The 26,858-nt window shown below is 69.4% G+C and carries 26 protein-coding genes; 22 read left to right on the forward strand and 4 right to left on the reverse strand.

Annotated features, from left to right (window positions below; genetic code table 11):
- Positions 1-59: 59 nt before the first annotated feature.
- Both HCA58_RS17755 and HCA58_RS17760 read right to left on the reverse strand, forming a co-directional pair.
- Complete coding sequence (locus tag HCA58_RS17755; protein WP_169598964.1) at positions 60-830, reverse strand: VOC family protein; 771 nt, start codon at positions 828-830, stop codon at positions 60-62.
- Between the two features lie 136 nt (positions 831-966).
- Entirely contained in the window at positions 967-3,042 is a 2,076-nt protein-coding gene (locus HCA58_RS17760; protein ID WP_169598965.1) for an AAA family ATPase, read from the reverse strand.
- 254 nt (positions 3,043-3,296) lie between these two features.
- On the opposite strand from HCA58_RS17760, the gene HCA58_RS17765 reads away from it, so the two are divergent.
- Positions 3,297-4,148, forward strand: a complete 852-nt coding sequence (locus HCA58_RS17765) for a menaquinone biosynthesis protein (RefSeq protein ID WP_169598966.1) — start codon at positions 3,297-3,299, stop codon at positions 4,146-4,148.
- Between the two features lie 12 nt (positions 4,149-4,160).
- Here the strand turns inward: HCA58_RS17765 and HCA58_RS17770 are convergent, their stop codons facing one another.
- Positions 4,161-5,093 carry a serine hydrolase gene (locus HCA58_RS17770; protein ID WP_169598967.1) on the reverse strand — a complete coding sequence of 311 codons (933 nt, stop codon included), beginning with the start codon at positions 5,091-5,093 and terminating at the stop codon, positions 4,161-4,163.
- Entirely contained in the window at positions 5,093-6,082 is a 990-nt protein-coding gene (locus tag HCA58_RS17775; RefSeq protein ID WP_169598968.1) for a hypothetical protein, read from the reverse strand. Before HCA58_RS17775 ends, HCA58_RS17770 begins: the two co-directional genes overlap by 1 nt.
- A 357-nt stretch (positions 6,083-6,439) precedes the next feature.
- On the opposite strand from HCA58_RS17775, the gene paaA reads away from it, so the two are divergent.
- The 21 genes from paaA (at position 6,440) to nuoK (ending at position 26,852) form a co-directional block, all read left to right on the forward strand.
- Positions 6,440-7,495 carry a 1,2-phenylacetyl-CoA epoxidase subunit PaaA gene (gene paaA / locus HCA58_RS17780; protein WP_169598969.1) on the forward strand — a complete coding sequence of 352 codons (1,056 nt, stop codon included), beginning with the start codon at positions 6,440-6,442 and terminating at the stop codon, positions 7,493-7,495.
- Positions 7,492-7,779 carry a 1,2-phenylacetyl-CoA epoxidase subunit PaaB gene (gene paaB / locus HCA58_RS17785; RefSeq protein WP_169598970.1) on the forward strand — a complete coding sequence of 96 codons (288 nt, stop codon included), beginning with the start codon at positions 7,492-7,494 and terminating at the stop codon, positions 7,777-7,779. The genes paaA and paaB overlap by 4 nt, the downstream gene beginning before the upstream one ends.
- On the forward strand, positions 7,776-8,501 hold the full coding sequence (paaC, locus tag HCA58_RS17790; RefSeq protein WP_169598971.1) for a 1,2-phenylacetyl-CoA epoxidase subunit PaaC: 726 nt from the start codon (positions 7,776-7,778) through the stop codon (positions 8,499-8,501). The genes paaB and paaC overlap by 4 nt, the downstream gene beginning before the upstream one ends.
- A 4-nt stretch (positions 8,502-8,505) precedes the next feature.
- The gene (gene paaD, locus HCA58_RS17795) at positions 8,506-8,982 is read left to right on the forward strand and encodes a 1,2-phenylacetyl-CoA epoxidase subunit PaaD (protein ID WP_169598972.1); all 477 of its coding nucleotides are present in this window, start codon (positions 8,506-8,508) and stop codon (positions 8,980-8,982) included.
- Positions 8,979-10,112, forward strand: a complete 1,134-nt coding sequence (paaE, locus tag HCA58_RS17800) for a 1,2-phenylacetyl-CoA epoxidase subunit PaaE (RefSeq protein WP_169598973.1) — start codon at positions 8,979-8,981, stop codon at positions 10,110-10,112. Before paaD ends, paaE begins: the two co-directional genes overlap by 4 nt.
- Before the next feature lie 177 nt (positions 10,113-10,289).
- Complete coding sequence (mqnC, locus tag HCA58_RS17805; RefSeq protein WP_169598974.1) at positions 10,290-11,480, forward strand: cyclic dehypoxanthinyl futalosine synthase; 1,191 nt, start codon at positions 10,290-10,292, stop codon at positions 11,478-11,480.
- A gap of 387 nt (positions 11,481-11,867) precedes the next feature.
- Positions 11,868-13,052, forward strand: a complete 1,185-nt coding sequence (locus HCA58_RS17810) for a cell wall anchor protein (protein WP_169598975.1) — start codon at positions 11,868-11,870, stop codon at positions 13,050-13,052.
- A gap of 136 nt (positions 13,053-13,188) precedes the next feature.
- Entirely contained in the window at positions 13,189-13,899 is a 711-nt protein-coding gene (locus tag HCA58_RS17815) for a demethylmenaquinone methyltransferase (RefSeq protein WP_169598976.1), read from the forward strand.
- Positions 13,900-13,990: 91 nt separating this feature from the next.
- Positions 13,991-14,200, forward strand: coding sequence for a hypothetical protein (locus HCA58_RS17820; RefSeq protein ID WP_169598977.1), 210 nt, complete (start codon positions 13,991-13,993; stop codon positions 14,198-14,200).
- 193 nt (positions 14,201-14,393) lie between these two features.
- Positions 14,394-15,668 carry a geranylgeranyl reductase family protein gene (locus tag HCA58_RS17825; protein WP_169598978.1) on the forward strand — a complete coding sequence of 425 codons (1,275 nt, stop codon included), beginning with the start codon at positions 14,394-14,396 and terminating at the stop codon, positions 15,666-15,668.
- 109 nt (positions 15,669-15,777) lie between these two features.
- The gene (locus tag HCA58_RS17830) at positions 15,778-16,143 is read left to right on the forward strand and encodes an NADH-quinone oxidoreductase subunit A (protein WP_169598979.1); all 366 of its coding nucleotides are present in this window, start codon (positions 15,778-15,780) and stop codon (positions 16,141-16,143) included.
- A gap of 13 nt (positions 16,144-16,156) precedes the next feature.
- Positions 16,157-16,834, forward strand: coding sequence for an NADH-quinone oxidoreductase subunit B (locus tag HCA58_RS17835; RefSeq protein ID WP_169598980.1), 678 nt, complete (start codon positions 16,157-16,159; stop codon positions 16,832-16,834).
- On the forward strand, positions 16,831-17,562 hold the full coding sequence (locus tag HCA58_RS17840) for an NADH-quinone oxidoreductase subunit C (RefSeq protein ID WP_169598981.1): 732 nt from the start codon (positions 16,831-16,833) through the stop codon (positions 17,560-17,562). Before HCA58_RS17835 ends, HCA58_RS17840 begins: the two co-directional genes overlap by 4 nt.
- On the forward strand, positions 17,559-18,884 hold the full coding sequence (locus HCA58_RS17845) for an NADH-quinone oxidoreductase subunit D (RefSeq protein ID WP_169598982.1): 1,326 nt from the start codon (positions 17,559-17,561) through the stop codon (positions 18,882-18,884). The genes HCA58_RS17840 and HCA58_RS17845 overlap by 4 nt, the downstream gene beginning before the upstream one ends.
- A gap of 52 nt (positions 18,885-18,936) precedes the next feature.
- Complete coding sequence (gene nuoE / locus HCA58_RS17850; RefSeq protein ID WP_169598983.1) at positions 18,937-19,977, forward strand: NADH-quinone oxidoreductase subunit NuoE; 1,041 nt, start codon at positions 18,937-18,939, stop codon at positions 19,975-19,977.
- Positions 19,974-21,290: an NADH-quinone oxidoreductase subunit NuoF gene (gene nuoF, locus HCA58_RS17855; RefSeq protein WP_169598984.1), complete on the forward strand. Its 1,317-nt coding sequence runs from the start codon at positions 19,974-19,976 to the stop codon at positions 21,288-21,290. The genes nuoE and nuoF overlap by 4 nt, the downstream gene beginning before the upstream one ends.
- Entirely contained in the window at positions 21,290-23,785 is a 2,496-nt protein-coding gene (locus HCA58_RS17860; protein WP_169598985.1) for an NADH-quinone oxidoreductase subunit G, read from the forward strand. The genes nuoF and HCA58_RS17860 overlap by 1 nt, the downstream gene beginning before the upstream one ends.
- The gene (gene nuoH, locus HCA58_RS17865; RefSeq protein ID WP_169598986.1) at positions 23,782-25,128 is read left to right on the forward strand and encodes an NADH-quinone oxidoreductase subunit NuoH; all 1,347 of its coding nucleotides are present in this window, start codon (positions 23,782-23,784) and stop codon (positions 25,126-25,128) included. Before HCA58_RS17860 ends, nuoH begins: the two co-directional genes overlap by 4 nt.
- Before the next feature lies 1 nt (position 25,129).
- Complete coding sequence (gene nuoI / locus HCA58_RS17870) at positions 25,130-25,771, forward strand: NADH-quinone oxidoreductase subunit NuoI (protein WP_169598987.1); 642 nt, start codon at positions 25,130-25,132, stop codon at positions 25,769-25,771.
- Complete coding sequence (locus HCA58_RS17875) at positions 25,768-26,538, forward strand: NADH-quinone oxidoreductase subunit J (protein ID WP_169598988.1); 771 nt, start codon at positions 25,768-25,770, stop codon at positions 26,536-26,538. The genes nuoI and HCA58_RS17875 overlap by 4 nt, the downstream gene beginning before the upstream one ends.
- Positions 26,535-26,852: an NADH-quinone oxidoreductase subunit NuoK gene (nuoK, locus tag HCA58_RS17880; protein ID WP_013731028.1), complete on the forward strand. Its 318-nt coding sequence runs from the start codon at positions 26,535-26,537 to the stop codon at positions 26,850-26,852. The genes HCA58_RS17875 and nuoK overlap by 4 nt, the downstream gene beginning before the upstream one ends.
- Positions 26,853-26,858 lie beyond the last annotated feature (6 nt).

A 26,858-nucleotide genomic window follows, 5' to 3' on the forward strand; every position in this document is an offset into this window, starting at 1 on the left:
GCCGGGCAGGTCAGGCGGGGGCGGAAACCGGGCCGAGGATGGAGAAGAACGCTGACGGTTCAGCCGGTCCCGGCGAGAGCGATGACGTGGAACAGGGCACCGTGGGGGTCGCGGAGCGCGGCGAAGCGCCCGGCCGGGATGTCGCGGGGCGGTACCAGGATCGTGCCGCCCAGCTCGGCGGCGCGCGTCGCGCAGGCGTCCGCGTCGGCCACCGCGAAGTACACCGACCAGTACGCCGGCCCGTCCGCGGTGAACCCGTTGCCCAGCGGCGGCATCATCCCCGCCACCAACCGGTCGCCGAGCCGCCAACCGGTGTAGGCGACCTGACCCATCGGCTCCTCCTCCGGCTGCCAGCCGAAGACCAGCTCGTAGAAGGTCCGGGCCCCGTCCGGATCGGGGGTCACCAGTTCGGTCCAGCTCATCGCACCGGGCACGTCGAACACCTCGGCCCCGGCGAAGACCATCGGCTGCCAGACACTGAACGCGGCCCCGGCGGGATCGGTGAAGACCGCCATCCGACCCCGGTCGAAGACCTCGAACGGCGGTACCACCACCTGTCCACCGGCCCGCTCCACCCGGCCCGCGACCAGATCGGCGTCGTCGGTGGCCACGTACGTCGACCAGATCGGCACCTGATCCGGCACGGCCGGTGGGCCGGCCCCGGCCACCGCCCGGCCGTCCAGCAGGAAGACCGTGTACCCGCCGGCCTCCGGCTCGGGGTCGACCCGGCCGGTCCAGCCGAACAGTTCCGGATAGAACCGTCGGGCCGCGTCGAGCCCCGGGGTCGCCAGGTCGGCCCAACAGGGCGTACCCGGTGCGACGCTGACCACGGCCACCCCTCTACGACCTGCGGCGACCACCGGTCGGTCGCCCTTCTCGGCATGGTGGCACCGGCCCGTCGCTGTTCGGGGTGGAAACCGGGGAACGTCAACTGAACCGGCGACTCCCCGATCTGGCCGGTCGAGGTCAGCCGAGCGGTGCGGGCAGCGGCGCGACGTGCAGCACGGACAGCCGGGACACCGCCCGGGTGAGCACCACGTACAGCCGGTTCAGGCCGCGTGGCTCGGCGGTCGCGATGGCTGCCGGTTCGACCGCGATGACGTGGTCGTACTCCAGACCCTTGACCAGGGTCGCGGGTATCACCGTGACGCGCGCTCCGGCTGCCGGCCCGTCGGCGGTGGCGATTCCCACCCCCGCCTCGGCCAGCGCTGCCCGCAACCCATCGACGGCGTCGTCGGCGGCGATCACGGCGGTCGACCCTTCGTGCGTAAGCGCCGTCCGCACCTCGGCCACGGTCGCGGCCGTGAGATCGCTGACGGTACGCACCACGAGCACACCGTCGCTGCGCAGCGACTCGGCTGGCGGCACGTCGACAGCCAGCGCCGGTAGCAGCCGGTTGGCGAAGGCAAGTACGGCGGCGGGCACCCGGAACCCGATGGTCAACGGCACCACCGTCGCGTCCGGCTTGCCCAGGTGGCGCAGGCTGTCCCGCCAGTCGCTCGCCGCCCACGGTGCGGTGGCCTGAGCCAGGTCGCCGAGGAGCGTGAGTGAGCCGTGCTCGCTGCGTCGGGCGATGACCCGGCACTGCATCGGGGAGAGGTCCTGGGCCTCGTCCACCACGACATGTCCGTAGCCGGCCGGTCGTTGGAGCAGGCCGGCCGCCTCGTCGATCAGCACGGCGTCGGCGGCCGTCCATCGGGTCGCCTTCGCCGTCCGCCCCAACCCGGTCCCGGTGGTGGGACGGCTGGACCCGGCGCTGGTCAGCAGGCGCTGCTCGCCGGCACTGAGCAGGCCGTCAGCGGCCAGTGCGAGCCGGTCCGGTTCGGTGTACAGCGCGTGCAGCACGCCGTCCGGGGTGAGTGCGGGCCACACGGTGTCCAGGAACCCGGCGACCGGTTTCGACCGGCTCATCCGGCGCAGCCACGCGTCGCCCGGTGACTCCGCCCGCCGCGCCTCGGCCTGCCGTTGCAGCAGGCCGACCGCCCGGGCCCGGACCCGGTCCCGGCCGACGGCGTACGGCAGACGCTCCGCGCGGGTGTCCTGGACCAGCTGGTGCAGCGGCTCCAGCCCGATCCGCCAGCGGAACGAACCGTCGGAGACGAGCACCGGCTCCGCCGGTTCACCGACGTACCCGTCGACCGCCCGCCGCAGTACCTCGGCCATCCGCGCGTCGTGTTTGAGCGTGGCCACTGCTGGCGGGTCCGCAGCGCGGACCGGCACCTGGTCGAGCAGGTCCTCCACGGTGGCCTGCTCCACCTCGACCTCACCGAGTGCGGGCAGCACCGCCGCGATGTAGCCGAGGAAGGCCCGGTTCGGGCCCACGACCAGCACCTTCGACCGCCGAAGTCGCTCCCGGTGCAGGTAGAGCAGGTACGCCGCCCGGTGCAAGCCGACGGCGGTCTTGCCGGTACCGGGGGCGCCCTGCACACAGATCGAGTCGGCCAGGTCGGCCCGGACGAGTTCGTCCTGCTCGGGTTGGATGGTGGCGACGATGTCCCGCATCGGCCCGACCCGGGGACGTTCGATCTCGGCGGTGAGGATCCGGCTGGCCGTGCCGAGTTCCTCACCCCGGTCGAGGTGCTCGTCCTCGAAGCTGGTCAGCTTCCCGTCGCCGAACCCGAACCGGCGGCGTACCGACAGGCCCTGCGGATCGCGGGCACTGGCCCGGTAGAACGTGCGGGAGATCGGTGCCCGCCAGTCCAGCACCAATGGTTCGCCCTGCTCGTCGGTGACGTGCCGGCGGCCGACGTGGTAGCGGTGGCCAGCGTGTTCGGCATCCGTGTTGCCGAAGTCGAGCCGGCCGAAGAAGAGCGGGGTACGCGGGTCGTCGGCCAGTTCGGCGACCCGCCGGGCAAGATGCCGGCCGAGCTGCTCGGCGGTGTACGCGTCCCCGGCCACCTTGTCGCCGGTGGCGAAGAGTGCTTCGGCGCGTTCCCGCATCCGGTGCAGCGCCGCCCGTGAGCGGGTCAGGTGTGCCCGCTCGGCGGCCAGTTCGTCGTCCAGCGCGGTTCGCTGGGAGAATTTCTTGGCGTGCAGGCTCATCCACGGACTCCTCGACACGGGAAGAAGGCTGCCGCTCGCGTTTCCGACTCGTGGGTCGGCGCGGGGACGTCCGCTGCGGTGCTACTCACCGCGGCCGTCGGGCGGAACGATGAGCCTACTGGAGGGCGTGCCGTGGACAACCGGTTTCGCCGCCTGGCCGGGGACCCGCGGTGCGACGGTTCTGCGGTGCAAGGTTCACCACTTCCGGGTCGTCCGCCCGAGCAGGTCACCGGCGGCGGAGATACGGTCGGCACATGGTCGAGCGCCTCGCCCGCCCCCGCGTCGGGCACATTCAGTTCCTCAACTGTCTGCCGATCTACTGGGGGCTGATGCGCTCCGGTGCCCTGCTCGACGTCGACCTGCGCAAGGACTCGCCGGACCGGCTCAGCGCCCAGCTCATTGCCGGTGACCTGGACATCGGGCCGATCACGTTCGTCGAGTACCTGAAGCACGCCGACGAGTTGCTGCTCCTGCCCGACCTGGCGGTGGGCAGCGACGGGCCGGTGCTGTCGGTGAACGTGGTGAGCACCAGGCCACTGGCGGACCTCGACGGTGCCCGGGTGGCGTTGGGTTCCACCTCGCGGACCGGGGTTCTTCTCGCCCGGCTGTTGCTACGTGAGCGGTACGGCGTCGACCCGGAGTACTTCAGGTGTCCGCCGGACCTGACCCAGATGCTGCTGGAGGCCGACGCTGCGGTGCTGATCGGCGACGTGGCGCTGCGGGCGATGTACGAGGCACCACGTCAAGGGCTGACCGTGACGGACCTGGGCCAGGCGTGGCGGGAGTGGACCGGGCTGCCGATGGTCTTCGCCGTCTGGGCGGTTCGTCGTGACTTCGCCGCCAGCCACCCCGGCCTGGTCAAGGAGGTGCACGAGGCGTTCCTACGCTCACGTGACCTGTGTCTGGCCGAGCTGGACCAGGTCGCCGAGTCGGCGGCCCGGTGGGAGCCGTTCGACGCCGGCACCCTCGCGGAGTACTTCCGCGCCCTGGATTTTTCGCTCGGTGAGCGTCAGGTCACCGGCATCCGCGAGTTCGCCCGCCGCGCCGCCGCCCTGGGTGAAACCCCGCCTCTGCCTTCCACCGGCCCCGTCTTCTTCGTCCGCTGACCGGTCGGCGACTCACGGTGCGGTGGTGAGCAGAGCCTCGGTGATCTTCTCGCAGTTGTTCATGCCGTACTCGTAGCCCTTGTTGATCGGGTACTGGAGCATCACGCCCATCGTCCAGGTGTCTCCGATGGCCAGGCAGTTGACGTGCATTTCCTGCTCTTTGGTGCGATCGACCCAGCCGTTCTTGATGGCGATCTGCTTCGCCTCGGCGGCCGGGAACGCCTTACGGATGCCGAAGTCGCCGGCCCCGCGTACCTGACGCATCTCGGCGAGCAGCCATGTGGTCCACTCCGGCCCGGCGGCGGTACCGTCGGCGATGCAGTTGCCGAGGCGGGCGGTGTCCCGAGCGGAGAGTTCGGTGCGGCTCCAGCCGAGGTCGCTCGACACCTTGCTGTCGGTCAGCTCGCAGGTGGACAACAGCCGTTTGATGGAGGCTGACCGGCCGATCTGGGTGTAGAGCTGCTCGGTGCGGGTGTTGTCGCTGTCCCGGATGATGCGGGTCAGGTCGTCCAGCTTCGCGTCACTCGGGGTCTGCCCGGCATCGGCGGTGCGGCGCAGGTAGTCGGCGACGATCCACGCTTTGATCAGGGAGGCGGTGGTGCTGGTCTCGGCCATCGTGTCCGAGCCGACGATCTCGCCGGACCGTCGGTCCAGCACGCTCCACGAGTACCAGCCGTCGAAGTCCAGGTCGATTTCCTTGGCCTCGAACGGCAGCGGCTCGGGCTCCGGCGAGGGGCTGGGCGACGGCCGTACGCTGCGGTCGGCGCGGGAGCCGTCCCGGGCCGCCGGTGTCTCACCCTGGCCCCACTGGGCAGCGGCGGTGGACTCGAACGGCGAACCGGGCAGCAGACGCAGCGAGACCAGGACCAGCCCGATGAGCACTGCCGCGATCGCGATCAGCCGGAGCGGCGATGTCCCGCCGTTGCGGCTGCGGCGGCCGGCCATCAGAGCTTCCCGATGGGCTGCTGTGGCACCTTGAGGGCACCACCGGGCTGGGGCGTCACCAACTGACTCGCGACGCTGGCGCAGACATCCGCTCCGTAGTCGAGCCCGTTCTCGATGGGGTATCGCAGCATCACCGCGAGGCTCCACTTCTCGGTCACTGCCAGGCAGTTGACGTGCCAGTTTCCGTCGTAGTAGAGGGGGGTCCAGCCGTTCTTGATGCTGACCGGGCCCTGACTGGTGATCGACTCCGGTAGCCCGTCGACGATGCCCCACCGGCCGCCGCCGGAGCGTTCCTGCTGTTCCTCCTTGGCGGCGCTGCCGCGAACCTTGCTCATCTCGGTGAGCAGCCATTCGGTCCACTTCGGCCCGGCGGCGGTGCCGTCGGCGATGCAGTCGCCGAGCCGTACGGCGTCGCGGGGCGACATCCGGGTGAAGCTCCACCATCCTTCGTAGCCCTTGACGTTGCCGCGCTTGGTGTCGGTCAGGCCGCACAGCTCGATCGCCCGTGCGATCACCGGGTCCGGTGAGCCGTCGGCCTGCGCGGAGTACGATCCGCCGGCCAGTCTGTACACCAGGTTGGCGCCGTCGTCATCGCTGTCCCGGATCGCCGCGCTGGCCGCCGCCAGGACCTCGTCCTGCGGCTCCTGGTCCGGCGACTCCTCGTGGTGTTGCCGGAGGTAGTCGGCGACGATCCAGGCCTTCAGCATCGATTCGGTCGAGCTGGTCGCGGCCATGTTCTTTGAGCCGGAGAGTTCGTCGGTTTCCCGGTCGAGTAGCGCCCAGGAGAAGAACTCGCCTTCGAAGTTCACCGAGACCGTGCCGGCTGCCAGGGTTGGCGGCGCCGGCGGGGACGGTGTGGGCGCGGCGACGCTCTCCGAGACGGACTCCGTCTCACCTGCGGAGAGCCGGGCGTATGCGGCCGGCACAAGCATGATGCCGCCGAGCAGTACCGCCGTCGCGGCGAACACCATGGTCACGCGAGATCGCATGAGCGGTGTACTCCAGATGTCGGGGCCGGGGGGCCGGCTGGTTGCCAGGACTGACCGGTGTCGGATGGCCCGGGCCGGGGGAGGTGGCCCTGAGTAGGCGATCGTCTTCAGCCGATCGGTGTGACGGGGGAAGTCTACGTGCGGATCGGCGTTATGCCAGGACTCGGCACCTGGCGACTCGCCGTGAAGGCGGGATAACGAACGGCTTCGCGGTTGTTGCGAGGATTTGTCACTGATTTGTGGTCCAACTCATAGTTACCGGACCTACTCGTGGCGACCGAGGGGTAACGGTGGGCGGTCCTGATTTGGTGTGACAGCCCCCTGGTGTCCTTGGTCATCAGCTGTAACACTAAGGGCATGTATGGCAATGACTTCCCGGGCGAGGACCCGCCCGGCGGCCTGCTCGGTGAGGTCGAGGCAGCCGAAGCGGCGTTGCGCGCGGCAGCGGAACGGGGCCGAGGCGACGCGCAGCCCGGTGACGACCTGGCCGCCTACTTCACCGAGGTCGTCGACGCCGACCAGAAGATCGAACCTCGCGACTGGATGCCCGAGGCGTACCGTCGCACGTTGATCCGGCAGATCGCCCAGCACGCCCACTCCGAGATCATCGGCATGCAGCCGGAGGGGAACTGGATAAGCCGCGCCCCCTCGCTCAAGCGCAAGGCCATCCTGCTCGCCAAGGTGCAGGACGAAGCCGGACACGGCCTCTACCTGTATGCCGCCGCCGAGACCCTCGGCATCAGCCGGGACGAACTGGTGGACCTGCTGCTCGACGGTCGGCAGAAGTACAGTTCGATCTTCAACTACCCCACCCTGACCTGGGCCGACGTCGGGACGATCGGCTGGCTGGTGGACGGCGCGGCGATCGTCAACCAGGTGCCGCTGTGCCGCTGCTCCTACGGCCCCTACGCCCGCGCCATGATCCGGGTGTGCAAGGAGGAGTCCTTCCACCAGCGGCAGGGCTACGAGATCCTGTACACCCTGGCGCACGGCACCGCCGCCCAGAAGGCGATGGCCCAGGACTCCGTGAACCGCTGGTGGTACCCGTCCCTGGCCATGTTCGGCCCACCCGACGGCGATTCCACCCACTCCGCCCAGTCGATGGCATGGAAGATCAAGCGCTTCTCCAACGACGAACTGCGTCAGCGCTTCGTGGACATGTGCGTGGGTCAGGCCGAGGCTCTCGGGCTTCGCATCCCCGACCCGGAGCTGCGCTGGAACGACGAACGGCAGGCACACGACTTCACCCAGCCCGACTACGACGAGCTGACGCAGGTGATCAAGGGCAACGGGCCGTGCAACCGGCAGCGGATGGAACACCGGCGCCGGGCGCACAACGAGGGCGCCTGGGTGCGTGAGGCGGCCACCGCGTACGCCGCCAAACGCGCGGAGAAGGAGATGGTGACAGCGTGAACCAGCAGCACACCCCGCTCTGGGAGGTCTTCGTCCGGGCCCGGCGGGGGCTGGCGCACACCCACGTCGGCAGCCTGCACGCGCCCGATGCGGAGCTGGCCCTGCGCAACGCCCGTGACCTGTACACCCGACGTCAGGAGGGGGTGTCGATCTGGGTGGTGCCGGCGAGCGCCATCACCGCCTCCAGCCCCGACGAGAAAGACGCCTTCTTCGACCCGGCCGCGGACAAGGTCTACCGTCATCCCACCTTCTACGAGGTGCCGGACGGGGTGGCGCACCTGTGAACGGCCCGTTCACCTTCGCCCTCGCACTCGGCGACGACTCGCTGATCGCGGCGCAGCGGCTGGCCGAGTGGACCACCCGGGCACCGGAGATGGAGGAGGACGTCGCGCTCGCCAACATCGCCCTGGACCAGCTCGGTGCCGCCCGGCTCCTGCTGACGTACGCGGGTGAGCTGGAAGGCGCCGGCCGGGACGAGGACGCGTTGGCGTACCTGCGCGACGACCGGGAGTTCCGAAACTGCCTGCTGGTCGAGCTGCCGAACGGTGACTTCGCGGTGACCATGGCGAAGCTGCTCGTCCTGGCGGCTTACCAGGTGCCGCTCTACACCGCCCTGGCCGTTTGCCCGGACGAGCGACTGGCCGCCATCGGCGCCAAGGCCCGCAAGGAGTCCGCGTACCACCTGGACCACGCCATGCTGTGGGTGAAGCGGCTGGGTGACGGGACCGAGGAGTCGCACCGGCGGATGCAGGCCGGCGTCGACCAGATCTGGCCGTACGTCGACGAGTTGTTCACGACGTGGCCGGACGCACCTGTCGACCCGGCGGTCCTGCGGCCCGGGTTCGACGACACGGTGACCGAGGTGCTCACCACGGCGACTCTCACCGTTCCGCAGGTCAGCTGGACGCCGGCCGGCGGGCGCGACGGCGTGCACACCGAACACCTGTCGTACCTGCTCGCGGAGATGCAGGTGCTGCACCGCGCCCACCCCGGGGCCCGTTGGTGATCCGGTGAGCAGAGCGCGGGAGGCCGTGGCGGCGGTGGTGGATCCGGAGATCCGGGTGGTCACCATCGACGATCTCGGCATCCTGCGGTCGGTGCAGGAGGACCCGGCCACCGGTCGGGTGGTGGTGACGATCACCCCCACCTATACCGGCTGCCCCGCGATGGACGTCATCCGCGCCGACATCCGGCGTGCGCTGGTCGCCACCGGTCACCCGGACGCTGAGGTGCGAACGGTGCACAAACCGGCCTGGAGCACCGACTGGATCAGCGACGCCGGGCGAGCCAAGCTGGCCGCCGCCGGCATCGCCCCACCCGCGCCGGCCCGGCGTGACGGCGTCGTCCCGCTCACCCTGGCGGTGCGCTGCCCACGCTGCGGGTCGCCGGAGACCGAGCAGATCAGCCGCTTCGGCTCCACCGCCTGCAAGGCGCTGTGGCGTTGCCGCTCCTGTGCCGAACCCTTCGACCATGTGAAGGCCCTGTGACTGTCACCATCACCCGCCCCGTCCGGCGCCGCCCGCTCTTCCATCCGCTACCCGTCGTCGCCGTGGACCGGCTCACCGCCGATGCCGTCGCGATCACCTTCGCCGTGCCGGAGGAACTGCGCGAGACGTTCGCTTTCCGCGCCGGCCAGCACCTGACCGTACGCCTGCCGTCCGCGGCCGTCGTCGCGGACGGTGCCGGCGGTGCGGTGCCCGACGTGCGCCGTTCGTACTCGATCTGCTCCACCCCGGCGGAGCTGGCGCGGCACGGTCGGTTGCGGATCGGTGTGCGGGAGATTCCGGGCGGATCCTTCTCCGGCTACGCCTGCGGGGTGCTGCGCCACGGCGACACCATCGAGGTGCTGCCGCCGCTCGGGCACTTCACCACCGACTTCGCGCCGAACCGGGCCCGTCGCTACGGCGCGGTGGTGGCCGGTTCGGGCATCACCGCGGTGCTGTCGCTGGTCGCCACCGCGCTCGCCGTCGAACCGGCCAGCACCTTCACACTCGTGTACGGCAACCGCACCGCCGGCAGCGTGATGTTCGCCGAGGAACTGGCCGACCTGAAGGACCGCCATCCGACCCGGATGCACCTGGTGCACGTGCTCTCCCGCGAGCAGGGCGATTCGCCACTGCTGTCCGGCCGGATCGACGCCGAGCGGCTGGGTCGACTCCTCGACACCATCGTGCTCGGCGATGCTGTCGAGGAGTGGTTCCTCTGCGGCCCGTACCCGATGGTGGTGGATGCCCGTACGGTGCTCACCGGGCGAGGTGTCGCGGAGTCGGCGCTGCACACCGAGCTGTTCCACGTCGACGCGCCGCCCCCACCGGTGCGCCGCGACGATGACGTGTCCGGTGGCACGGACGTGACGATCATGCTCGACGGACGCTCGTCGAGTTTCACCATGCGCCGCGACGAGCGGGTGCTCGACGCGGCGCTCAAGGTCCGCGGTGAGCTGCCGTACGCCTGCAAGGGCGGGGTCTGCTCGACGTGCCGGGCGAAGGTCGTCGCGGGCGAGGTCGAGATGGCCCGCAACTACGCCCTGGAGCCCGACGAGGTGGACGCCGGTTACGTGCTGACCTGCCAGTCCAGTCCGCTCACCGACACTGTCTCCATCGACTACGACGCGTGAGACGCGGCTCGACAAGGTCCAGTCTCGCGGGTTCGTGTCGCCGGTCCTGGCAACCTTCCGTCCGGAACTGCCCAGGATTCGGGTGCGCGGACCTCGCCCGGCTCACGGGGGTGCGGGGTGCGTCACGGCGCGGAACGGTCGTGGGAGCCGGGCGGCCGGCCGGCGTACGCTCAGGTTGTGACGGTGAACCGGGAGATCGACGACATCCTGCAGCGCGGTGCCGACGGCGGGCGAATCACGCCCGAGGAGGCACTGCTGCTGTACACCGACGCCCCCTTCCACGCCCTCGGCGAGGCCGCGGACGCGGTCCGCCGACGGCGGTATCCGGACAACGTCGTCACATACCTGATCGATCGCAACATCAACTACACGAACGTCTGCGTGACGGCGTGCAAGTTCTGTGCCTTCTACCGGGCACCGAAGCACACGCAGGGGTGGACCCACCCGACCGAGGAGATCCTGCGTCGCTGCGGCGAGGCGGTCGAGCTGGGCGCCACCCAGGTGATGCTCCAGGGCGGTCACCACCCGGACTACGGCGTGGAGTACTACGAGGAACTCTTCTCCTCGGTGAAGAAGGCGTACCCGCAGCTCGCGATCCACTCGATCGGGCCGAGCGAGATCCTGCACATGGCGAAGGTCTCCGGGGTGAGCCTCGACGAGGCGATCGCCCGGATCAAGGCCGCCGGGCTCGACTCGATCGCCGGTGCGGGCGCCGAGATGCTGCCGCAGCGACCCCGTAGGGCGATCGCGCCGCTCAAGGAGTCGGGCGAGCGCTGGCTGGAGGTCATGGAGCTGGCGCACCGGCAGGGTGTCGAGTCGACCGCGACGATGATGATGGGGACCGGCGAGACGGCTGCCGAGCGGATCGAGCACCTGCGGATGATCCGCGACGTGCAGGATCGCACGGGGGGCTTCCGAGCCTTCATCCCGTGGACGTACCAGCCGGAGAACAACCACCTCAAGGGCCGTACGCAGGCGACGACCCTGGAGTACCTGCGGCTGGTGGCGGTGTCCCGGCTGTTCTTCGAGACCGTGCCGCACCTCCAGGCGTCCTGGCTGACCACCGGCAAGGACGTCGGCCAGTTGGCGCTGCACATGGGCGTCGACGACCTCGGGTCGATCATGCTTGAGGAGAACGTGATCTCCTCGGCGGGTGCCCGACACCGGTCCAATCTGCACGAGCTGATCGGGATGATCCGCTCGGCCGACCGGATCCCCGCGCAGCGCGACACGCTCTACAACAGGCTGGCCGTGCACCACACGCCCGACGACGATCCGAGCGACGACCGGGTGGTCTCGCACTTCTCGTCGATCGCCCTGCCCGGCGGTGGAGCCGGCCGGTCGTTGCCCCTCGTCGAAGCCCGCTGACCGACCCTCGTCGGCCACCGCGACCGCCACATCCGCCGCCACGAACCCGAGTTGCGGCCTTTCTGGGGGGCGGCCGCCATTGGTGAGCCGGCCGTCGAGGGAGATGTCACTGCTGGTAAGTGGGCTATGGGCGCTGTGTGACGGCGATGGCTCGACCGGTTCTCAGCCGAACGGGCGGGGTGAGCCATCCATCCGGTTCGAAGCGTCCGGCCGCCTTGGTGCGATGTCGGCGCGTGGCCAGGTAGCAAGACCCATCAATCCGGACAATCTTTAAGTTGCCATTAGCTGAGCAGCTCGTGACGGGTGCGATCCGGGGTGGCGCGGGTGATCGTCGAACGCTAACGTCCCCGCCCGTATGTCATCTGATTGCACGGGGAGACCAGCTTCATGATTTTCCGTAACCGGGCTGCCGCATACCTCGGGGCCGGCACCGTCGGCGTACTCGCTACCGGTGCCTTCGCCGCCCCGGCACTGGCGGACGACAGCGCGGACCTCGCCATCAAGGCCAGCGGCACCACGATCGCCGTCGGTGCGCCGGGCAAGGACGCGAGTGTCTCGTTGCTCAACAAGAGTGACGTCGACGCCCGCGACGTGCTCGTCGCGCTCGACGTGAGCAAGCTGAAGACGTCTCTCGTCGACATCGACGAGACCGGCTGCAACCCGCGTGAGGACGGTTGGATCCTCTGCGGCATCGAGGGTGACACCATCCGTGCCGGTGAGGATGTCGACTGGTTCTTCCCGCTGATCCGCAAGGGCACGGGGGTCGGTCCGGCCGGTTCCATCACCGCGGTCATCGTGCACGGTGGCCCGGACCCGGACGAGTCCGACAACGAGGTGACCGTCGATGTCAAGGTCGAGGGTACCGGCCCGGACCTGACCGTCGTCGCCGACGACGTCCGTAGGGCCGTCAAGGTCGACGGCGGGACGATCACCGAGGTCGGCGACCTGTACCCGGGCAACACCGGCCAGCTCGTCTACGGCGCCTTCAACCAGGGCGACCAGGCCGCCAGGGGGCTGCGGATCGAGGTGCAGCTGCCCACGGGCGCGACCTTCGCGGAGAAGGAGCCGGACTGCACCTACAACGCCGCGATGACCTCGTTGACCTGCGAGTACGACAAGGCCGTCCTCATCCCGGCCGCGCAGGACGACCAGGGTGACGACCTCTACTCCGGTGCTCGCTTCTACAACCTCGTCACGGTCGCCGACGGTGTGCAGCCGAGCAGCCTGACCGGTGGCACGGTCACCGTCCACTCGCTGTCGGTGCAGGAGGCCGTCGGTACCGCCCGGGTCGCCGCCACGTCGGCACTACCGCAGAACGTCACGGGGGTCTCTGCCGTCGACGTCGACCCGAGTGACAACACCGACGACTTCGCGGTGGTCGTGGCCGCCAAGGGAGGCTCCGGCGGTGGCGACGACGGCGCCGGCCCTGGCCTGCCGGTCACCGGTGTGCAGGTCGGTCTGATCGGTGCCGTTGGCGCGGGTGTGCTGGCCACTGGTGTGGCCATGTTCCTGGTGGCCCGCCGTCGCCGTGTGGTCCTGGTGTCGCCGGGCGACGAGAAGTCGGACGCCTGAGGTTCGTCCTCTATCGGCCCGCGCGGGCCGTTCACATAACGCACGGCAGTGAGGGCGGGATGGGTGACCATCCCGCCCTCACTGTGTCCGTCGCCCCTGTCGGGGCCGTCGCCCGTCGGGCTGGCAGAGTGGAGGGGTGAGCCGTACCCCGCAGGGCCAGCGCGCCAGTCTGGACAAGCAGCCGCATGAGGTCGCCGCGATGTTCGACGGTGTCGCGGCCCGTTACGACCTGACCAACACCGTCCTGTCGTTCGGACGGGATCGGTTCTGGCGGCGGGCCACCCGGGCGGCGCTCGACCTGCGACCGGGCGACCGGGTGTTGGACGTGGGCGCGGGTACCGGTGTCTCCACCGAGGAACTCGCCCACTCCGGGGCGTACGCGGTCGGGGCGGACCTGTCCCTCGGCATGCTGCACGCCGGTAAGCACACCCGGCCGCATGTGCCGCTACTGGCCGGTGATGCCCTCCGGTTACCCTTCGCCGATGCCAGCTTCGACGCGGTGACCATCTCGTTCGCGTTGCGCAACGTCAACGACACCGACGCCGCGCTCGTTGAACTGGCCCGGGTGACCCGTCCCGGCGGCCGATTGGTGGTCTGCGAGTTCAGCACCCCGGTCAACTCCGCTTTCCGTACCGTGTACCTGTCGTACCTGATGCGTTCCTTGCCCTCGGTCGCCCGGGCCGTCTCCAGCAACCCCGACGCGTACGCCTATCTTGCCGAGTCGATTCGGGCCTGGCCGGACCAGCCGGCGCTGGCGGCGCGGGTGGCGGCGTCGGGTTGGGGGCGGGTGGCGTGGCGCAACCTCACCGGTGGGGTGGTGGCCCTGCATCGTGCGGTGCGGACGTGATCGGCCGGACCTGCACACCCCTTCTGGCGTGAAACGGTCATTTGGGGGAATAAGGCGATTTAGCTCTCATTGCCGGTTTAAGCTGTGCAACATGACGGATCCGAAGAACGTGGCCGTGGGAGATGCCGCCGAGCTGGTCGAACAGCTCCGGGGTCTGGCCGGAGCGGATCCCGCAGACGTTCGTCAGGTGGTGACCGAGGTGATCGCGGCCCTGGATCGGGCTGCCGGTGGCGCCCTACGTGAGCAACTTCCGGACACCATCCGGGCTGGCCTGGACAACGCCGCGCCGTCACGTCACTGAGCGCCCGCGGCGAGCGCTCGATCGGTAGGTGTCGGTGAGGGGCCCCTGCGCCACCTGAGGCGTCGACGGGGTGCCCACTCTTGTGCTGCGTAGGTAAGGGAGCCCTAACAAAGCGAGCTTATGGCGCCGGTCATAGACTCGACCCCGCTGGCTTGTGAAGCATTTCACGAGCAGGCGGGGAGGGGAGGCGCTAATGACCGCGGTGGAGAACGACGCCGACGTGATCGTCGTGGGCGCCGGTCCCGGAGGGTCGGCGACCGCATACCACCTGGCTCGGCATGGCGTACGCGTGCTGCTGCTGGAGAAGACCGAGTTCCCTCGGGAGAAGGTCTGCGGCGACGGGCTGACCCCCCGCGCGGTACGGCAGCTGATCCGGATGGGGGTGGACACCTCACCGGAGGCCGGCTGGCTGCACAACCGTGGCCTGCGGGTGATCGGTGGTGGTGTCCGGCTGGAGCTGGACTGGCCGCAACTCGCCAGCTTCCCCAACTACGGACTCGTGCGCACCCGACTCGACTTCGACGACCTGCTCGCCCAACGCGCGGTGGCGGCCGGAGCGAAGCTGCGTACCAGCGTGAACGTCACCGGCCCGGTGCTCGACGGTGACGGCCGGGTGATCGGGGTGCAGGGCGAGGACGGGCCGGAGAGGGCGCCCGTCACCTTCCACGCGCCGCTGGTGGTGGCCGCGGACGGCGTCTCAGGCCGGTTCCCGCTGGCCCTCGGCCTGGCCAAACGGGAGGACCGTCCGATCGGTGTCGCCGTGCGACGCTACTACCGCTCCGAGGCCCGCCACGACGACGACTACCTGGAATCCTGGCTGGAGTTACGGGCCAAGGGCAGCAACGAACTCCTGCCCGGGTACGGCTGGATCTTCGGTCTCGGTGACGGTCGGGTCAACGCCGGGCTCGGCATCCTCAACTCATCGTCGGCGTTCGGCAAGACGAACTACCGCAGGCTGCTGACCGACTGGCTGGCCAACACGCCGCCCGAGTGGGGAATGACCGACGAGGCCAACGCCGAGGGGCCGATCCTCGGCGCCGCCCTGCCGATGGGGTTCAACCGGGTGCCGCACTACACCCGGGGGGTCATGCTCGTCGGTGACTCCGGCGGCATGGTCAACCCGTTCAACGGCGAGGGCATCGCCTACGCGATGGAGTCCGGCGAACTGGCCGCCGAGGTGGCGGTCCAGGCGCTCGCCCGACCGGTCGGGGCCGAGCGGGAACGGGCACTGCTGGCGTACCCGCAGGAGTTGAAGACCCGATTCGGTGGCTACTACCGACTCGGCGGCATCTTCGTGAAGCTGATCGGCCGCCCGGAGATCATGCGGGTGGCGACCAAGCACGGCATGCCCCATCCCACGCTCATGCGCTTCGTGCTCAAGCTGCTCGCCAACCTCACCGATCCGCGTGGCGGTGACGCGATGGACCGGGTGATCAATGCGATGACCCGGGCCGCGCCCGCGGCGTAGGGGCGCGGAGCAGGTAAGGTCCACCCCCACCGCGCGGCGCGGGGTGGGATGTGAATAGTGTGAAATTCGCCAACCAACCGAGGGCAGGGAAGGACGAGCAGGAGAAGACATGTCGCTCTCGCCTTACGTACCCATCATCGGGCTGTTCGCCCTCGCCGCGGGTTTCGCGCTGTTCTCGATAGCCGCCGCCCGGTTCGCCGGCCCCCACCGCTACAACAAGGCCAAGCTCGAAGCCTACGAATGTGGGATCGAGCCTAGCCCGCAGCCGATCGGCGGCAGCCGGTTTCCGGTCAAGTTCTACCTGACGGCGATGCTCTTCATCGTCTTCGACGTGGAGATGATCTTCCTTTACCCGTGGGCGGTCTCCTTCGACATCCTGCCGGTCTTCGGGTTCGTCGCCATGTTGTTGTTCATCGGTGCCGTCTTCGTCGCGTACGCCTACGAGTGGCGGCGCGGCGGCCTGGACTGGGACTGAGGAAGGAACAGCTATGGGTATCGAGGAGAAACTTCCCGCCGGTGTCCTGCTCACCTCGGTGGAGAAGCTGGTCAACTGGTCGCGCAAGTCGTCGGTCTGGGGTGCCACGTTCGGCCTGGCCTGCTGCGCGATCGAAATGATGGCCGCAGGGGGTCCGCACTACGACATGGGCCGGTGGGGCATGGAGGTCTTCCGGGCCTCGCCCCGGCAGGCCGACCTGATGATCGTCGCCGGCCGGGTGAGTCAGAAGATGGCCCCGGTACTGCGCCAGATCTACGACCAGATGGCCGAGCCCCGCTGGGTGCTGTCGATGGGTGTCTGTGCCAGCAGCGGCGGCATGTTCAACAACTACGCCATCGTGCAGGGCGTCGACCATGTCGTACCGGTCGACATGTACCTCCCGGGCTGCCCGCCCCGGCCGGAGATGCTCATCGACGCCATCCTCAAGCTGCGCGAGAAGATCGGCCACGAGCCGCTCGGCCCGAACGGCCGCAAGATGCTCGCCGCCCGCGAGGCGCGCGGTGACGTGCCGGTGGTGCCGTACGGCTCGATGCCGTCGTCGTACCGCAGCGACAAGGCCCGCCGGGCCGAGTGGACGCAGGCCGTCCGCGAGGGCCGCGAGGAGCAGCTGCGGATCGAGAACTGGATGAAGGCCCAGAACCACCTCCACCCGTACGGGGGGATCAAGTGACTGACGACAAACCGACCACCGGTGGCGTACCGGTCCCGGTGCCGCCCGCCGGTGCGACGAGCGGCGCACCCGCCGAGTTCCCGCCGGCCGCACCGGCGGGCCGGGGCATGTTCGGTAACCAGGGCAGTGGTGACGTCTCCGGGTTCGGTGGACTGGTCCGGCAGCACCACGCGGTCGAGGACTCCCCCCGACCGTACGGTGGCTACTTCGACGAGGTCCGGGACGCTCTGGAGGAGGCGTACCCGGCCTTCGGCGAGGCGATCGAAAAGGTCGTGGTCGACCGGGGTGAGCTGACCCTGCACGTCCGGCCGGAGCGGATCGCCGAGGTCTGCCAGGTGATGCGGGACGACTCGGCGCTTCGGTTCGAGCTGTGCTCGTCGGTGTCCGGTGTCGACTACCTCGGTGCCGACGCCCGCCGACTGCACGTCGTCTACCACCTCACCTCGATGACGTACCGGCGGCAGGTCCGGCTGGAGGCCGCCGTCAGCGCCGAGGAACCGCACCTGCCCAGCGTCACGAGCGTCTACCCGACCGCCGACTGGCAGGAGCGGGAGGCGTACGACATGTTCGGGATCGTCTTCGACGGTCACCCGGCGCTGACCCGCATTCTCATGCCGGACGACTGGGAGGGTCACCCGCAGCGCAAGGACTACCCCCTCGGCGGCGTGCCCGTGGAGTACAAGGGCGCCGAGATTCCGCCGCCCGACAAGCGGAGGTCTTACCAATGACCGCGTCGAACTACGCCACCGAACGCGAAACGACCGAGGGTCGGGTCTTCACCGTCACCGGCGGGGACTGGGACGACGTTGTATCCGGCGTCGACCCGATCAACGAGGGCCGGATCGTCGTCAACATGGGTCCGCAGCACCCGTCCACGCACGGCGTGCTCCGGCTGATCCTGGAGCTGGAGGGCGAGACGGTCCGGGAGGCCCGCTCGGTCGTCGGCTACCTGCACACCGGTATCGAGAAGAACCTGGAGTACCGCAACTGGGTGCAGGGTTCGACGTTCGTGACCCGAATGGACTACCTCTCGCCGATCTTCAACGAGACGGCGTACTCGCTGGCCGTGGAGAAGCTGCTCGGCATCACCGACGACGTCACCGAGCGGGCCAACACCATCCGCGTGTTGATGATGGAGCTGAACCGGATCTCCTCGCACCTGGTGTGGCTGGCCACCACGGGCATGGAGCTGGGCGCGATCTCGATCATGCTCTACGGCTTCCGGGAGCGCGAGTACATCCTGGAGATCTTCGAACTGATCACCGGCCTGCGGATGAACCACGCGTACGTCCGGCCGGGCGGCGTCGCCCAGGACGTACCGGACGAGGCGATCGTCAAGATCCGCGAGTTCCTCAAGGTCATGCCGAAGCGCCTCAAGGAGTACGAGGACCTGCTCTCCGGCCAGCCGATCTGGTTGGAGCGGACGCAGAACGTGGCCGTGCTCGACGTGACCGGCTGCCTGGCGCTCGGTGTCACCGGCCCGGTGCTGCGCTCAGCCGGCCTGGCCTGGGATCTGCGCAAGACCATGCCGTACTGCGGCTACGAGACGTACGAGTTCGACGTGCCGACTCACCCCGACGGCGACGTCTGGGGCCGCTACCTGGTCCGACTGGCCGAGATCCGCGAGTCGATGAAGCTCGTCGAGCAGGCGCTCGACCGGCTCCGGCCCGGCCCGGTGATGGTGGCCGACAAGAAGATCGCGTGGCCGGCGCAGTTGGCCATCGGCGTCGACGGCATGGGTAACTCGCTGGAGCACGTCGCGAAGATCATGGGCCAGTCGATGGAGTCCCTGATCCACCACTTCAAGCTGGTGACGGAGGGCTTCCGGGTGCCACCGGGTCAGGTGTACGTCGCGGTCGAGTCGCCACGCGGCGAGTTGGGTGTACACGCGGTCTCCGACGGCGGGACGCGGCCGTACCGGGTGCACTACCGGGAGCCGAGTTTCGTCAACCTCCAGGCCCTGCCGGCGATGGCCGAGGGTGGCCTGATCGCCGACGTCATCGCCGGCGGCGCCTCGCTGGACCCCGTCATGGGAGGTTGTGACCGGTGAGCGCGAGGAGTGAGCTTGCGAGCCCCGCAGTCGGGAACGGAAGGCGACGCTGATGACTGTCTTCACCGAACAGACGCGGACCCGGGCCCGGGAGATCATCGCCCGTTACCCGGTGGACCGCTCCCGCTCGGCTCTGCTGCCGCTGCTGCATCTCGTACAGGCCGAGGAAGGTTACGTCTCCCCGGCCGGTGTGGCGTTCTGCGCCGAAGTGCTCGGTCTGAACAAGGCCCAGGTCGGTGCGGTGGCCAGCTTCTACACCATGTACAAGCGGCGGCCCACCGGTGACTGGCTGGTAAGCGTCTGCACCAACACGATGTGCAACGTGCTCGGTGGCCAGGAGGTCTACGACACCCTCGCCGAGCACCTGGGGGTCGGACACGACGAGACCACCGCCGACGGCACCATCACCCTTGAGCACGCCGAGTGCCTGGCCGCCTGCGACTACGGCCCGGTGATGACCGTCAACTACGACTTCTTCGACGGCGTCGACCCGCAGGCCGCGGTCGGGGTGGTCGACGAACTGCGCGCCGGTGGTCGGCCCACGCCGAGCCGTGGTGCCCGGCTCTGCACCCTAAAGGAGATGGCCGTGCAGCTCGCCGGCTTCGCCGACGAGCGGGACGGCGCCGTCGCCGACGGTGTGCCGGGCGAGCCGACCCTGCGTGGCCTGCGACTGGCCCAGCAGCACGGCATCTCGGCACCGGGCTTCGACCCGAACACCCCCATCCGCGGTGGCAAGCCGGAGGACAAGCCCGCCCCCGCCACCCCGGCGAAGGCCGCCCCGAGCGGCAGCACCGCGCCCGACGTGCCCGCCCCGGACCGCAAGTCACCGCAGTTGCGTACGGCCGAGACCCGGCAGCCGGACGCCGGGACGCCGGCCCCGGACGCACCCGGCACCAAGGTTCCCGTGGACGGGCAGCCGCCCGCCCCAGACGACGCCCGGGCCGCCGAGGCCGCCGGTGCGGCAGCCAACAAACCGGCCAGCGACGCCAAGCCGGCGGGCGACGACACGGGGGCACAGGAGCGCAACCTCAGGGAAGCGGAGTCGGCCAACGGCGGTCAGGACTCCGCACACGACAAGGGGGCTCAGCAGTGACCACGCCCGCGCCGCAGACCCTGGCCAAGCTGACGCCCGTGCTCACCAAGCGTTGGCTGTCCCCGGATGCCTGGCAGATCGGCACCTACGAGAAGCTCGACGGTTACGCGGCGCTGCGCAAAGCGGTCAAGGCGCACCCGGACGACCTCATCCAGCTGATCAAGGATTCCGGGCTGCGGGGTCGTGGCGGGGCCGGCTTCCCCACCGGCCTGAAGTGGGGCTTCATCCCGCAGGGCGACGGTAAGCCGCACTACCTCGTGGTCAACGCCGACGAGGGCGAGCCCGGCACCTGCAAGGACCTGCCGTTGATGACCCACGACCCGCACTCGCTGGTCGAGGGGGTCATCATCGCCTCGTACGCGATCCGGGCCAGTCGCGCCTACATCTACATCCGCGGTGAGGCGGTGCACGCCGCCCGGCGGCTACGCAACGCCGTCAACGAGGCGTACGCCAAGGGCTACCTCGGACGAGACATCCTCGGCTCGGGTTTCGACCTGGACCTGGTGGTGCACTCGGGAGCCGGCGCGTACATCTGCGGCGAGGAGACGGCCCTGCTCGACTCCCTGGAGGGCTTCCGGGGCCAGCCTCGGCTACGTCCGCCGTTCCCGGCCACCCACGGCCTGTACGCCAGCCCCACCGTGGTCAACAACGTCGGCACCATCGCCAGCGTGCCGTACATCGTGCTGGCCGGTGCCGACTGGTGGAAGTCGATGGGTACCGAGAAGTCCGCCGGACCGATGATCTACTCCCTCTCCGGGCGGATCACCAATCCCGGCCAGTACGAGTGCGGCCTCGGCATCACGCTGCGCGAGCTGATCGAGTTGGCCGGCGGGATGCTGCCGGGGCACAACCTGAAGTTCTGGACGCCGGGCGGATCGTCGACGCCGCTGCTCACCGCCGAGCACCTCGACGTGCCACTGGACTTCGAGGGGGTGGCTGCCGCCGGCTCGATCCTCGGCACCACCGCCACGCAGATCTTTTCCGACCAGGACTGCCCGGTCTACGCGACCTACCGGTGGCTGGAGTTCTACCACCACGAGTCGTGCGGCAAGTGCACGCCGTGCCGGGAAGGCAACTACTGGATGGTCCGGGTCTACCGGCGCATCCTCGCCGGCCAGGGCACCCGGGACGACCTGGACACGCTGCTCGACACCTGCGACAACATCCTCGGCCGCTCCTTCTGCGGCCTGGGTGACGGTGCCACCAGCTCGGTGACCTCGTCGCTGAAGTACTTCAAGCAGGACTACCTCGACTACATCGAGGGACGGACCGCGCCGAAGTTGTCCGACAAGCAGTTGGTGGGAGCCCACTAATGACGGACGTTGCCAAGCCGACCGAGACGGTCACCCTCACCATCGACGGCGTCGAGGTCACCGCCCCGAAGGGGGCGCTGCTGATCCGGGTCGCCGAGCAGATGGGCACCGAGATCCCCCGGTTCTGCGACCATCCGCTGCTGGCTCCGGCCGGCGCCTGCCGGCAGTGCCTGGTGGAGGTGGAGGGGCAGCGCAAGCCCGTCGCCTCCTGCACCCAGACGGTCGCCGACGGGATGGTGGTCCGTACCCAGCTCACCTCTCCGGTCGCCAAGAAGGCGCAGGAGGGGATCATGGAGCTGCTCCTGGTGAACCACCCCCTCGACTGCCCGATGTGTGACAAGGGCGGTGAGTGCCCGCTACAGAACCAGGCCATGTCGACCGGTCGCAGCGACTCCCGCTTCCACGAGCACAAGCGGGAGTATCCGAAACCGCTGCCGATCAGTACCCAGGTGCTGCTCGACCGGGAACGCTGCGTGCTCTGCCAGCGCTGCACCCGATTTTCCGAGGAGATCGCGGGCGACAAGTTCATCGACCTGATGAACCGCTCCTCCGCCGAGGAGATCAACATCTACCGGGACGAGGAGTACGGCGTCGAGGGTGACGAGGGCGACGTCCCTTTCAACTCGTACTTCTCCGGAAACACCGTGCAGATCTGTCCGGTGGGCGCGTTGACCGGCAGCCAGTACCGCTTCCGTGCCCGCCCGTTCGACCTGGTCTCCAGCCCGAGCGTGTGTGAGCACTGCTCGGCTGGCTGCGCCCAGCGCACCGACTGGCGGCGGGGCAAGGTGCTACGCCGGCTGGCCGGCGACGATCCCCAGGTCAACGAGGAGTGGAACTGCGACAAGGGGCGGTGGGGCTTCCAGTACGCCCGCGCCGCTGACCGGCTCACCACTCCGTTGGTACGCGACGAGCACACCGGCGAACTGCGCGAAGCGTCCTGGAGCGAGGCGCTCAGCGTCGCTGCCGAAGGGCTGCGGTCGGCCCGGGACACCGGCCAGGGTGCCGCGGTGCTCACCGGCGGTCGACTGACGATCGAGGACGCGTACGCGTACGCCAAGTTCGCCCGGGTCGCCCTGCACACCAACGACATCGACTTCCGGGCCCGCCCGGTCTCCCGCGAGGAGGCCGACTTCCTGGCCAGCACGGTCGCCGGCAGCACCGACGTCACCTACACCGACGTCGAGAGGGCACCGGCGGTGGTGCTTGTCGGCCTGGAGCCGGAGGAGGAGTGCCCGATCCTCTTCCTGCGGCTGCGCAAGGCGTACCTGAAGAACAAGCTCAAGGTGTACGCGATCGCCCCGTTCGCCACCCGTGGCCTGGAGAAGCTCGGTGCCAAGCTGGCCCGGGTGGTGCCGGGCGAGGAGGCCGGGGTGCTCGCCGAGCACGCCACGGTCGCCGAGGCGCTCAGCGCCGAAGGGGCGATCCTGTTCGTCGGTGAGCGGCTGGCCACTGTGCCAGGGGGCCTCTCCGCCGCTGCTGAGGTGGCCGCGCGTACCGGGGCGAAACTGGCCTGGGTGCCGCGACGTGCCGGTGACCGTGGGGCGGTCGACACCGGCTGCCTGCCGAACCTGCTGCCCGGTGGTCGGCTGGTCACCGAGCCGGGTGCGCGTGCCGAGTTGGGCGAGGCGTGGGACATCCCGGCCGGGATCATCCCGAGTCAGGCGGGCCGGGACACCGAAGGGATCCTCGGCGCCGCCGCCGCAGGGCAGCTGGGCGCGCTGGTGGTGGCCGGGGTGGACCCGGCCGACCTGGCCGATCCGCGTCTGGCCGAGCAGGCCCTGGACGCGGTGCCCTTCCTGGTCAGCCTGGAGTTGCGGGCCACTGCGGTGACCCGCCGGGCGAACGTGGTCCTGCCGGTTGCGCCGGCGGTGGAGAAGGCCGGCAGCTTCCTGGACTGGGAGGGTCGGCTGCGTCCCTTCGAGGCGGTGCTGGACACCGCCGCGATGACCGACGGTCGGGTGCTCGACGCGCTCGCCGCCCAGTTGGATGTGCGGCTGGGCACCGGGGACGTGCCGTCCGTACGCCGTGAGCTGGGTAGCCTGCCGGCGACCCGGGCGAGCCGGCCGGCCGCTCCGACCGTGACGCCCGGCACGGTGCCGCAGCCGGGTGCCGGTGAGGCGGTGCTGGCGACCTGGCACCAGCTGGTCGACCTGGGCAGTCTCACCGACGGTGACGAGCACCTGGGGGGCACTGCCCGCCCGCCGGTGATCCGGCTGGGCAAGGCCAGCGCGGAAGCGCTCGGCATCGCCGACGGCGAACCGGTCACGGTGGGCACCGATCGGGGTGCGTTGACCCTGCCGGTGGCGATCACCGAGATGCCGGACGGGGTGGTCTGGCTACCCACGAACTCGCCCGGTTCGACCGTGCGGCGCAGTTTGGGTGCCACCTCCGGCGCGGTGGTCCGGATCTCCGCACCCGGCACCACCGAGCCGGTCGCCGCCGACGCGGCGGACCGGCCGGGTCCGATCCTCAACTCCTCCGGGGGTGTCGCATGATTTCGCTGGCGCAGCCGCCGTCGCTCAGCGACTTCGGCCACGACCCGTGGTGGCTGATCCTCGGCAAAATCGTCTTCGCGTTCGTGGTCGCGCTGCTCGGTACGCTGCTCGGCGTCTGGTTCGAGCGGCGGGTCGTCGGCTTCATGCAGGTACGGCCGGGGCCGAACCAGCTCGGCCCGTTCGGCCTGCTACAGACGCTTGCCGACGGTTTGAAGATGGCCTTCAAGGAGGACATCCTCCCGCGTTCGGCGGACAAGGTCGTCTACTTCTTCGCTCCGGCCATCTCCGTGATCTGTGCGGTCACCGCGCTGTCGGTGATCCCGTTCGGCCCGATGGTGAGCGTCTTCGGTCACCAGACGCCGTTGCAGGTCACCGACGTGCCGGTGGCGGTGCTCGTGGTGCTGGCCTGCTCGTCGATGGCGGTCTACGGCATCGTGCTCGCCGGTTGGGCGTCCGGCTCGACCTATCCGCTGCTCGGTGGGCTGCGTTCCGCCGCCCAGCTGATCTCCTACGAGGTGGCGCTGGGGCTGTCGATCGTGGCGGTGTTCATGCTCGCCGGCACGATGTCCACGAGTGAGATCGTGGCCGCCCAGGGCGACGGGACCCAGCTCAGCCTGTTCGGGTTCGACATACCGGCACCGGGCTGGTACGCGCTGCTGCTCTTCCCGAGCTTCATCGTGTTCTTCATCTCCATCGTCGGCGAGACCAACCGGCCGCCGTTCGACCTGCCGGAGGCGGAGTCGGAGCTGGTCGCCGGCTTCATGACCGAGTACAGCTCGCTCAAGTTCGCGCTGATCATGCTCAGTGAGTACGTCGCGATGGTGACCATGTCGGCCTTCACCGTGACGCTCTTCCTGGGTGGTTGGCACGCGCCGTGGCCGATCACCGTGTGGTCGGGCGCCAACTCCGGCTGGTGGCCGCTGCTCTGGTTCTTCGGCAAGGTCATCCTGCTGGTGTTCGTCTTCGTCTGGTTGCGCGGCACCCTGCCCCGGCTGCGGTACGACCAGTTCATGCGTCTCGGTTGGAAGGTGCTCATCCCGATCAGCCTGGTCTGGATCGTGATCCTCGCCGGGCTGCGCACCATCGACGACTGGGACACCCAGAGCCGGCTGTACGCCATCGGCGTTCCGGCTGGCCTGGTGCTGCTCGCTGCGCTGTTCTGGCCGAGTCGCAAGTCGGCACCGAAGCCGAGCCTCGCCGAGCAGGTCGACAACCGGCCGCAGGGTAGCTTCCCGCTGCCCCCGCTGGATCTGCAGGTACCACCGAGCCCGCGCACCCGGCGCATGGTCGCCGAGCGGGAGCCGGCCAACGCTCCCGCCGGCCAGGACTCTGAGGAGGTGTGACGTGGGCGCGATCACCGGAACGTTCAAGGGCTTCGGGGTCACCTTTTCGCACATGTTCAGGAAGGTCGTCACCACCGACTACCCGTTCACCCCGCCGAAGCCGGCACCGCGTTACCACGGGCGGCACATCCTCAACCGGCACCCGGACGGGCTGGAGAAGTGCATCGGCTGTGAGCTGTGCGCCTGGGCCTGCCCGGCGGATGCGATCTACGTGGAGGGTGGCGACAACACCGACGAGCAGCGCTTCTCGCCGGGCGAGCGGTACGCCAGCGTCTACCAGATCAACTACGCCCGCTGTATTTTTTGCGGGCTGTGTATCGAGGCTTGCCCGACCCGCTCGTTGACCATGAGCAACGAGTACGAGCTGGCCCGCGACAACCGCAAGGATCTGATCTTCACCAAGGAGCAGCTGTTGGCGCCGCTGCTGTCCGGGATGGAGCAGCCGCCGCACCCGATGCGGCTTGGTGACAGCGAGAAGGACTACTACGTCGGCAGCCTCACCAACCCGGGCACCTCCGCCGGGGCGGAGCGTTCCCCGATGGGGCCGGGCAGTTACCGGGTCGACGAGCATCCGGGTGTCACCTTCCCCGGTGCCGAGCAGGCCGCTCAACGCGCCGAGGCGGAGAAAGGGGAGTCGGCATGAACACCTCGACGCTGCTCGCCGCCTCCGGTGCGGTCTCCGGCGGAGAGGCGGTCACGTTCTGGATCCTCGCTCCGGTCGCGCTGGCCGGTGCGATCGGCATGGTGGCCGCCCGCAACGCGGTGCACTCGGCGCTGTGGCTGGTGCTGACCATGCTCAGCCTCGGGGTGTTCTACGTGCTCCAGGCCGGCCCGTTCATCGGCATGGTGCAGATCATCGTCTACACCGGTGCCATCATGATGCTCTTCCTGTTCGTGCTGATGCTCGTCGGTCGGGAGGCGTCCGACTCCCTCATCGAGGTGCTGCGTGGCCAGCGGATCGCGGCGATCGGGTTGGGTCTCGGCTTCGCCGGCCTGCTCGGTAGCGGGGTATACCGGGCCACCCAGGGCAGCATCCCGGTCGGTCTGGAACAGGCCAACTCGGGCGGCAACGTGGAGGGCATCGCCCGCCTGCTCTTCACCGACTACGTCTTCGCTTTCGAACTCACCGCGGCACTGCTGATCACCGCCACTATCGGCGGCATGATCCTGGCGCACGTCGAACGGCGCAAGGAGGACAAGCGCGATCAGGTGGCCACCATGAAGGCCCGCTTCGCGCCCGGCAACTACCCCGGTCCGAAGCCCGGCCCGGGTGTCTTCGCCACCTCCTCGTCCGTCGCCACTCCGGCCCGTCTGCCGGACGGGCGACTGAGCGACCGCAGCACGCCGGACATCCTGCCCGTGCGGGAGCTGACCGCCGAGGAGACCACGCTGAAGGGCACTGAGAAATGAGTGACTTCTTCTCGGTCGAGCCGAACTACTACCTGGTCCTCGCCGCGGTGCTGTTCACCATCGGCGCCGCCGGGGTGCTGGTCCGGCGCAACGCGATCGTGCTGTTCATGTGCGTCGAACTGATGCTCAACGCGGCCAACCTGGCGCTCGTCACCTTCAGCCGGATGAACGGTGACCTCAACGGCCAGATCATGGCGTTCTTCGTGATGGTGGTGGCGGCGGCCGAGGTCGTGGTCGGGTTGGCCATCATCATGGCGATTTTCCGCACCCGACGTTCCGCCAGCGTCGACGACGCCAACCTGCTGAAGTACTAGAGGGGC

The organism is Micromonospora sp. HNM0581 (assembly GCF_012726175.1).
Taxonomy (GTDB): domain Bacteria; phylum Actinomycetota; class Actinomycetes; order Mycobacteriales; family Micromonosporaceae; genus Micromonospora.

Coding starts and splice junctions, on each gene's coding strand:
- HCA58_RS17760 (WP_169598965.1), bottom strand. CDS start 3,042: ATGAGCCTGCACGCCAAGAAATTCTCCCAGCGAACCGCGCTGGACGAC.
- HCA58_RS17765 (WP_169598966.1), top strand. CDS start 3,297: ATGGTCGAGCGCCTCGCCCGCCCCCGCGTCGGGCACATTCAGTTCCTC.
- HCA58_RS17770 (WP_169598967.1), bottom strand. CDS start 5,093: ATGGCCGGCCGCCGCAGCCGCAACGGCGGGACATCGCCGCTCCGGCTG.
- HCA58_RS17775 (WP_169598968.1), bottom strand. CDS start 6,082: ATGCGATCTCGCGTGACCATGGTGTTCGCCGCGACGGCGGTACTGCTC.
- paaA (WP_169598969.1), top strand. CDS start 6,440: ATGTATGGCAATGACTTCCCGGGCGAGGACCCGCCCGGCGGCCTGCTC.
- HCA58_RS17810 (WP_169598975.1), top strand. CDS start 11,868: ATGATTTTCCGTAACCGGGCTGCCGCATACCTCGGGGCCGGCACCGTC.
- HCA58_RS17820 (WP_169598977.1), top strand. CDS start 13,991: ATGACGGATCCGAAGAACGTGGCCGTGGGAGATGCCGCCGAGCTGGTC.
- HCA58_RS17825 (WP_169598978.1), top strand. CDS start 14,394: ATGACCGCGGTGGAGAACGACGCCGACGTGATCGTCGTGGGCGCCGGT.
- HCA58_RS17830 (WP_169598979.1), top strand. CDS start 15,778: ATGTCGCTCTCGCCTTACGTACCCATCATCGGGCTGTTCGCCCTCGCC.
- HCA58_RS17835 (WP_169598980.1), top strand. CDS start 16,157: ATGGGTATCGAGGAGAAACTTCCCGCCGGTGTCCTGCTCACCTCGGTG.
- HCA58_RS17845 (WP_169598982.1), top strand. CDS start 17,559: ATGACCGCGTCGAACTACGCCACCGAACGCGAAACGACCGAGGGTCGG.
- nuoE (WP_169598983.1), top strand. CDS start 18,937: ATGACTGTCTTCACCGAACAGACGCGGACCCGGGCCCGGGAGATCATC.
- HCA58_RS17860 (WP_169598985.1), top strand. CDS start 21,290: ATGACGGACGTTGCCAAGCCGACCGAGACGGTCACCCTCACCATCGAC.
- nuoH (WP_169598986.1), top strand. CDS start 23,782: ATGATTTCGCTGGCGCAGCCGCCGTCGCTCAGCGACTTCGGCCACGAC.
- HCA58_RS17875 (WP_169598988.1), top strand. CDS start 25,768: ATGAACACCTCGACGCTGCTCGCCGCCTCCGGTGCGGTCTCCGGCGGA.
- nuoK (WP_013731028.1), top strand. CDS start 26,535: ATGAGTGACTTCTTCTCGGTCGAGCCGAACTACTACCTGGTCCTCGCC.